This window comes from Shewanella sp. 0m-8 (genome assembly GCF_052977265.1).
Genome location: NZ_JBRIMB010000080.1, coordinates 1 through 8,957, shown reverse-complemented (window position 1 = coordinate 8,957; position 8,957 = coordinate 1). Strand labels below are relative to the sequence as shown.

Annotated in this window: 5 protein-coding genes; 1 reads left to right on the top strand and 4 read right to left on the bottom strand. The window is 44.3% G+C overall.

The features are described 5' to 3' along the window. Window positions 1-1,344: 1,344 nt before the first annotated feature. Window positions 1,345-2,880 carry a M17 family metallopeptidase gene (locus ACVBIO_RS21050; protein WP_447173372.1) on the bottom strand — a complete coding sequence of 512 codons (1,536 nt, stop codon included), beginning with the start codon at window positions 2,878-2,880 and terminating at the stop codon, window positions 1,345-1,347. A 309-nt stretch (window positions 2,881-3,189) separates the two neighbouring features. On the opposite strand from ACVBIO_RS21050, the gene ACVBIO_RS21045 reads away from it, so the two are divergent. Beyond that, on the top strand, window positions 3,190-4,650 hold the full coding sequence (locus ACVBIO_RS21045) for an aminoacyl-histidine dipeptidase (protein ID WP_447163321.1): 1,461 nt from the start codon (window positions 3,190-3,192) through the stop codon (window positions 4,648-4,650). A gap of 235 nt (window positions 4,651-4,885) precedes the next feature. On the opposite strand, the gene dinB is transcribed toward ACVBIO_RS21045, so the two are convergent. The 3 genes from dinB to ACVBIO_RS21030 form a co-directional block, all read right to left on the bottom strand. After that, entirely contained in the window at window positions 4,886-5,962 is a 1,077-nt protein-coding gene (gene dinB, locus ACVBIO_RS21040; protein ID WP_447173371.1) for a DNA polymerase IV, read from the bottom strand. A gap of 211 nt (window positions 5,963-6,173) precedes the next feature. Further along, on the bottom strand, window positions 6,174-8,174 hold the full coding sequence (locus ACVBIO_RS21035; protein ID WP_447173370.1) for a methyl-accepting chemotaxis protein: 2,001 nt from the start codon (window positions 8,172-8,174) through the stop codon (window positions 6,174-6,176). Window positions 8,175-8,414: 240 nt separating this feature from the next. Next, complete coding sequence (locus tag ACVBIO_RS21030) at window positions 8,415-8,633, bottom strand: hypothetical protein (protein ID WP_447163318.1); 219 nt, start codon at window positions 8,631-8,633, stop codon at window positions 8,415-8,417. Window positions 8,634-8,957 lie beyond the last annotated feature (324 nt).

Genomic DNA, 8,957 nt, shown 5'->3' with positions numbered 1-8,957 from the left:
TGATGGATGATGGATGATGGATGATGGATGATGGATGATGGATGATGGATGATGGATGATGGATGATGGATGATGGAACTACTTTTAAGGAGGGTTAGCCCTTAAAAGTCATGGCGTATAAACCGCCACGCAAAACATTTGAATTAAACCAAGTGTTTTGCCAGTAAATCGTAGTTTGCCCTGTATAAGGCATAGTCAGTACTCCTAACAAAGTTGTTAATATCATCTCAAATTAAATTAGCCAATGGGGTTGAGCCAAACTAATTTAATGAGTCAACTTGTCGCTCGATTCCTTGGAGAATGATCCGTCCTGGATAGACTTACAAACTGGAAAGCTCTGTTTAACCAGTGAGAGCAATTATAAGCCCGTGTAATTTTATTACAAGTATTTATTGTAAATAATGCTCAAAAACTGTCACAGCGGTAATTTTACGACACAGTGTAGTGACACGTATCACAAAACACCCGTGTATAATGTGAAGCTTCACAACCCGCTATCTTTCGCGATCAAAAATACTACAACTATCGAACAGGATTTAAGCGTTTAGCAGGTAAAAGTGCAAGTTTAAGCTAAAAAAAAGCCCGCTCAATGAGCGGGCAAGACATTTCAAGTGTTCCTAGTGGAAATTGGTTAGCGCGCTAGCGATAATCAATGGCAAACAGCGGAAGTATACTAACTCGGGCTATCTGCGACTTGGTCTATAAGTATCTAAAAGATACAATAAAGGTTGATGGAAACTGATGCGACTTTATATAAGGAGGGTTAGCCCTTAAAAGTCATGGCGTATAAACCGCCACGCATACTCTCAGTGTTTAACCAAAAGCTTTGCGAATAAATAGTGTTACTAAAATACATAATTAATACTCCAAACAAAGTTGAATTCCTAATGCTCTACTTTCGTAAAAGCCGTTCGCTGGCTTGTAGAGTCAACTTGTCGCTCGATTCCTTGGAGAATTATCCATCCTGGATAGACTAAGTGTCGTTAAGCACCATTGCTTATCCGACGAAAGCAATTATAGGTATTTGTAGTTTTATTACAAGCTTTTTTATTAAATAAGCGTAAAAAAGCCACTTTACGTTATTTTATTACAAAACCTAACTGTAACTCTGCTCTATTTGAGTCATTTTGTACCTTTATCTACAGCTATCGCAGAGGCTGAACGAAATGATCTGAAATTAAGGGAGCTAAATCGAGCGGGGCTAAATAGAGGTAGCTCAATTTGTGCTTATTTCAGGCCTAAAATAAAAAAGCTGGCACTTGAGCGCCAGCTTTAAGCAAACTATCAAGCGCAGTTAAGCGCTAGACAGTTAGAGGTTGTTGCTTGAGAGCAATCTTGCTCGGTTTAACTTTCCGTTATGTATTTAAACAATCCAACTAATGGTGTGGCGGTTGGTGATCCATATTGTGGATGACCTTCCGTTGCACTACCGGCAATATCTAAATGTGTGTAAGCAATCGGCAGAGCCGCATTTAAACCATGACCACTCAATCCAGAAGCTTCAATCAAAAATGCTGCTGGATACTGATGGCCACGCGCGGTGACAGAAGATGGCGCGTTGTTAGACGACAACATGTCTGCGGCTGCCGACGGGTCGACAATTTTACTAAAGTCATCACGGCGTAACTGAGATACCTCGATAGGCTCCCCCCAAAGTGCGGCCTGTTGCTGCATAACAGATGCGACATTAGCCTGCTTGGCAACACTGTTTTCCACCGCTGCGGTATATCCGCCGAAACAGCGAACCACATGGCCGGTCAATGTGGCCACTGAAAACATTTGTGGCTTGACGGCATTCACGGCTTTTAAACGTAAATGTGATAATAGATCGGCTAACACCAAACGCCCTTCTGCGTCGGTATTACCAATACGCACCCGCTTGCCTGCGTGGCTGGTGATAATTTCATCGGTAACAAACGCCTCACTACCTATGCTATTTCTAACGAGCCCCAGCTCAGCAACGATGCGTATACCTTTAGGTTTTAGCATACCAATAGTTTTCATTAGTCCAGCTACTGCTGCCGCACCACCTTTATCGCGACTCATGCCAGCCATACCACCAGCAATTTTTAAGTCTGCTCCACCAGTATCATAAACCACACCTTTTCCAGCGAAGAAATAGCTACGCTCAATTGGGCCTTCACCAACATATTCAAGCTTTACTACGCGAGGCTGATGCCTTAGTACGGCAAACGATGAGCGACCAACGGCACTTAATAGCGGGTAGTCTCGCTCAAGAATATCTCGGTCTTCAACCACGCTGATTGCCAGCCCAAGATCGTGTAACGCATCTAGACAATAATCCGCAAAGGCTGGCGCTGACATACGCTCAGGCTCTGTACCACATAAGTCACGAGCCAGGCTACGACCAGCCTCAATCGCCGTTAACATTTCACCTGTGTGTTCGCTGCCTAATAAACCAATTGCCTCTAACGGCTCATCGGCTCCACCGGCTTCTCTAAGCTCTAGTGCTTGCCAAAGTTCCTGCCCACAAGCGAGCGCTGCAACCTGCTCGGCATGTTGATAACGATGCTCAGCTAAGCCATTAACGAGTAACAGCGGTCGTCTTGCCCCCGCCTCTTTAGCAAGCTTGATCCCTTGCCTTGCTGCATCAGCAAACACCCGCACATCTTGATAGTCATCATCAGCCTTTGTAACCGGTGCAACAATAAGACGTCCACCCGCCATGCCTGGCGCAAAAAGCAGAGTGGCTGATTTGCCAACTCGCTTATCCACCTTCTGGCCATGATTAGCCAGCAAGGATATCTCTTCAAATTGTATCGAGTCCAAGTCCGGTGTAACCACCACCAGCGCATCCCAACCATGACCTTCAAAAATAGCATCTTGTTCAACTACATCAATAAACTTAACTGACCCCATAACCCTTCCTTATTATATTTTATATTGCCATTTTGCCTCATAACCCATTTGGCAAAACGACTCATTTGCTCAAGCATTATTCCTCTATTGTGCTTAGATTACCAACGACTTTAATGTGCATGAAAATGATTATGGAAACTTTGCCTGCCACGTAAGATTTAAAGCCATTGCAAACGACTCCGCGACGCCCAAAGACTATGCTAGACTGTGTGCATTTTCCGCCACACCCGCACCAGCGCGCTATCGATTTAAATAAAATCGACGACTTAATAGCACTTGGGTGATTTTATTAGAACAGGGGATTTTTAAGTGACCACTTTAAACCAATTACAACCACAAGCACTTTGGCAATGGTTCGAGCAGATCTGTGCTATTCCACACCCATCTAAACATGAACAAGCATTGAGTGCGCATATTCAAGCTTGGGCTAAAGATAAGCAGCTGAGCGTTGTCGAAGATAAAGTTGGCAACCTGATCATCAAAAAGCCCGCAACCGCCGGCATGGAAAACCGCAAAATCGTAGTGTTACAAGCCCATATTGATATGGTGCCACAAAAGAACGCAGACAAAGTTCACGACTTTGAAACAGATCCTATTGAAGCGTATGTTGATGGTGACTGGGTCAAAGCAAATGGTACAACTTTAGGTGCTGATAACGGTATTGGTATGGCATCTGCTCTGGCTATTTTAGGCGCCGATGACATTGTTCACGGCCCACTAGAAGTACTGCTGACAATTGATGAAGAAGCAGGCATGACTGGGGCGTTTGGTCTAGAAGCTGGCATGTTAGATGCTGAAATCTTGATCAACACCGACTCAGAGCAAGAAGGTGAGATTTACATGGGCTGCGCTGGCGGTGTTGACGCACAGTTATCAGTACCTATGGTTTGGCAATCGCCAGAACCGACCAATGCCAGCTATAAGTTGTCAATCTCGGGCCTAAAAGGGGGCCACTCAGGGGTTAACATCCATTTAGGTCGTGGTAATGCTAACAAGCTTTTAGCCCGCTTCCTGTTTGACCATGGCGATGAACTGGCTATTGAGTTAACTCAGTTTACTGGCGGCTCACTGCGCAATGCCATTCCACGTGAAGCAGACGTTAATTTTATGCTTCCTCCTGAAAACTTGGCTTTACTGCAAGAGCGTGTTTCAGCGTTTCAAGCCTTAGTTCGTCAAGAGTTAGCCATCGCCGATCCAGGTACGATTCTAACGCTAGAAGAGATCCCAGCAGAAAAACAGGTCATGAGTGAAGAGTCACAACAGATCTTAATTGACGTGCTTAATGCTTGCCCTAATGGCGTCATTCGCATGAGTGACGAAGTAGAAGGTGTTACAGAGACATCACTTAACGTGGGTGTGATCAGTACCGATGACAATAGCGTGCAAATCTTATGCTTAATTCGCTCTCTTATTGATTCAGGTCGCGAAGAAGTTGAAGGCGTATTGAGCTCACTGGCTAACCTTGCTGGAGCGAATGTTGAATTTAGTGGTGCATACCCAGGCTGGAAGCCAGACAATAGCTCACCCGTTATGGCAAGCGTACGCGAAACCTACGAGGCAATTTATAACAAAGAGCCGACGATTATGGTGATCCATGCAGGTCTTGAATGTGGTCTATTTAAGAAGCCTTACCCTGAAATGGATATGGTTTCTATTGGCCCAACCATTCGCTACCCACACAGCCCTGATGAAAAAGTTAACATTACTACTGTTGGCCAATACTGGAAGCTATTGTTAGCGGTACTGGAGCGTACACCAGTTAAAGGCTAATCAATAAAACAGCTTTATAAGAATAAGGCCACTTAGCCATAAGTGGCCTTTACTATCTATAGCAGAGAATAAGGTATCAATTGGCGCTTTAGTCCTAAGTAATTGTTACCCACACAGCCCTGATGAAAAAATTAACATTACCGTTAACATCACAACTGTTGGCCAATATTGGCAGCTATTATTAGCCTTTAACGTCGAAGTAAAACTAAAATATGAGCTATTTCTGACGGTGTGCTTAAAAACCTAAATCCATCTGCGAGCTATCTATATCATCATGCTCAGAAGCGACACTATTCGAGGCGAGACCGACCGATACACCCAATAAGCGAATACCTCGCTCATTTTGCCTTTCCATTGCTTGCTCCAGTAGCTGATAAAACAGATTCACCGAGATCTCATCGCTGCGATGCTCAATCGTGGTCTGCTTAAAATCTTCAAATTTTAGCTTAACCACTTGCTTGTTGATCACTCTATCCTTAGCGCTACGGCTCACCCGCCCTGCGAGCTCTTGAATAAGTTGTGGCATCACCGCACGGCATTGCTCAAGGGTATGGATATCTTTAGCCAGTGTAGTTTCAACGCCGACTGATTTTCTCTCACGATTGGGCGAAATCGCTCGCTTGTCTATCCCTTTAGCGCGCTCAATCAGCACTGTTCCAAATTTACCAAACCCTTCTATTAGCTTAGCTTCAGGATAAAGCTGAATGTCGCTGCAGGTATGCAGCCCCAGATCGGCTAACTTTTTAGCGGTCACCTTGCCAACACCGGGAATTTTTATCAGTGGTAAGGTTTTTATAAACTCATCAATCATGTCTGGGCGGATCACATATTGTCCATTCGGTTTATTTAAATCGGATGCTATCTTGGCAAGAAACTTAACTGGCGCGATGCCTGCCGAAGCAGTTAAACCGGTCTCGGCTAAAATATCGGCTCGAATAGCCTCGGCCATCAAGGTCGCAGAGCCTTTACAATGGGGACTCTCTGTCACATCAAGATAAGCCTCATCAAGGGATAAAGGCTCTATCAAGTCAGTATATCGTTCAAATACAGCCCTAATCTGGCTAGAAACCTCTTTATATACCTGCATACGCCCAGGGACTAATATCAAGTCAGGACAAAGCTTTAGCGCATAGCCTGACGCCATGGCTGAACGAACCCCAAATTCTCGAGCTTCGTAATTACAGGTACTGATCACGCCACGGCGATCACTGCGTCCTCCCACAGCAATAGGTTTGCCTCTTAACTCAGGAAAGTCGCGCATCTCCACCGCTGCATAGAAGCAGTCCATGTCGACGTGAATAATTTTTTGCAAGCCAATATCCTCCGTACAGAATATTACTGTATATAAAAACAGTATTCAATAAAAAGCATACCTTTAGCCTGTTTTAAGCTAACCATTCGCCCTTGTTGATCAGGGCGATCGATTAATCCTAGGCAATAAAAAGGGAAGCCGTTTGGCTTCCCATTTCAACACTCAGTCACATGTAAACTCAGTCAGATTTCAAAATGCTGTCATTTTAAGTCTAGATCTTAAACTGCTTAATGTTGTCACCGAGGGATCGACTCACCTGTGCAAATTCGTCAAAGTTATTTGATAGTGCCTCACTCGCTGCTAACGACTCATCCGATAACGCGCGAACATTTTCAACATTACAAGCAACCTCTTCGGCCACAATCGCTTGCTGACCTACAGCGGTGGAGATCTCTATGGTTTGCTGCTGAATCGCTTCGATGGCACTCGTGATGCTATCCAGTGCCACTTCAACTTTAGCGGTAAGACCTTGCCCCATATTGGCTTGCTCAACCCCTGACTCCATCACTTGCTCAGCCTCATTGGCATTTTGTTGTAGTGTCTGGATGATCTCTTGAATGTTTGCGGTCGAGTCTTGCGTGCGAGATGCTAAGGTTCTTACCTCATCCGCCACAACGGCAAAGCCTCGGCCTTGTTCACCCGCTCTCGCCGCTTCAATCGCTGCGTTTAGTGCTAACAGGTTTGTTTGCTCTGCGATACCACGAATAACATTAAGTACCTCGCCAATCTGCTCAGAACGGGTTCTAAGTTGCTTAACCACCTTTGCCGCATCAATCACCTGTTTAGATAACGCCTGCATGCCTTGAGTCGCTTGAGCGACAATCTCACGGCCTTCACTCGACTGAATCTGCGCCTTATCAGCAAATTCACTGGCTCTTTGGGCACTTGCGGCCATCTCTTGGCTAGTGTGTGCCATTTCGGTTGCGGCCGTGGCCACAGAAACTATCTCTTGTTTTTGCTGACTCACCGACTGCAATGCTTGACGACTCACAGCAGACGCATCATTCACACCTTGCTCTACTTGCAGCGTTAGCTCACGAGTCTCCTGCAGCATGCCCTGCACCTTCGCCGCAAAACGGTTAAATGCATCACCGAGCTTACCCAGCTCATCTTCTCTATTCATGTCGATGCGCTTAGCAAGATCGCTATCTCCCTCGGCAATGTCTTCCATCGCTAACAATAAATTATTTACCTGCTTTCTAAAGGGTAATAACGTGGTCCAAACTGTCATCCCAACTAATGCCATAATCAAAAATGACAATAATATCGAGCTGACAATCGCATCGGTAACAGGTGCTTCTATAACTGCGGTTGGCAGCATGAAGGCTAGGTGCCATTTTTGCTCAGGATAACTCCCGCCGACCTCTATAAAGCTGACCCGCTGAGCCTCGCCGTTAAATATAACCTCGCCAAATCCCGACGCCTGTGTCTGCATCTGTTGACTCAACTTGGCAAAGCCTTGGGTATCATTAAACTGGCTATCGACTAAAGCAGCGTTAGAGCCTGGGGGGAAAACCTCAGAAAAGCCTGGGAAGTAGACCAACTTGCCTGCATTGGTCATTAAGAAAGCTTGGCCCGCATCCTGATACTTAATCGGTGCTAACAACTCACTGCCGATGGTATCGATGAGAATATCCATACCACCAATACCAATAAAGCGGCCAGACTCATCTTTAACAACGGTTTTTATGGTCGCCGATATAGAACCATCATTAGCATCTACGGCTGGATCGCCGACGAACATGCCGTTTTTATCTATGGCTTCTTGCCACCAAGGGCGCTTATTGGTGAAGTACTCACTATCGTTGTAGCGCCCATTAAGATCAAAGTACTCAAAGGTATTGGCTGAGCCAAAGAACACTGACTTAATATCGCTATCCTGAATTGAAAAATACTTAAAGTAATCGATGATAGATTGATAATCTTGATCAGCTGAAACATCACTTAAGCGGCTGTTATATTGGCTAAACCAATCTACAACTGTTGGGTTAGCAAACACCGCGTGAATAAGTTGACCTTTGGCCGCAAAGTAACTGCGTACTTCGTTAGACTTTAATTGGACTAGGCTGGTTAAGTCATTATCGATTTGTTGACGTGTGCTGGCGCTTTCATTTTTGACCAGTAAAAGCGCAACGACGGTAAATAACACTGCAAGTGCACCCACTATCGTAACCACCAGCTGTAGACTCAATGAACGTTTAAACCACTGCATCGACTCCCCTCTTTGTTATATTTTATGAGTAGATTTTGTTATCAGGCAGTCATAAATCTAACAGAAAAAGATGTAGATTAAAGGGGGAAATAAGCACAGAAGCGTATCGACAGGCTATCGAAGAAAGTGGCATAAGTTAACTAGGTAACGATATAAAGCTAAAGCCTTTCATTTACGCAAGATATTAGGTGAGATCGACTACATAGAAAGGCAAAAGGCAAAATAAATCGCTAGCCAATTTTAGCGTAACTTAAATAAGCCTGTGAGCATCGTTATCTCGTCGCTAGATAGAATATTTTGCACACTATAAACGCTCGACTTTTTACTTGAAGCTTTTGAGTTGAGCTCATTGTCATTTTGCTGTTTTTCAAATGTCTCAATGCATTTAACGAGATACTCAACCTGGATAAGACTTTGCGCATCGAGGTCAAACCGAGGTGATTTTGCAGAAATAAACATAAGTTCGCCCCTTAATCATTCACTAACATGGCTATACAACAGTGATACAGAGAGTGGCTTGATCCTTGTCTGTCGTTATATGAAAATTAAAACGACGAATGCAACTAGCATAGACTGCACTAGCTGAATATGGGCTGTACAAACGTCACTGTACAAAAATCATCCGAAACAATATGTAATCCTAGTCTATAAATAAAAGTTTGCACAAAAAAAGAGACGTATATAAACGTCTCTTTTTTTGTGCAAACTGAGACTGTAACTAACTTTGTGTAACTGCTTATCAAACTGTACTCTAAAAAGAGTCAAGGATAGGCGTATAATCAT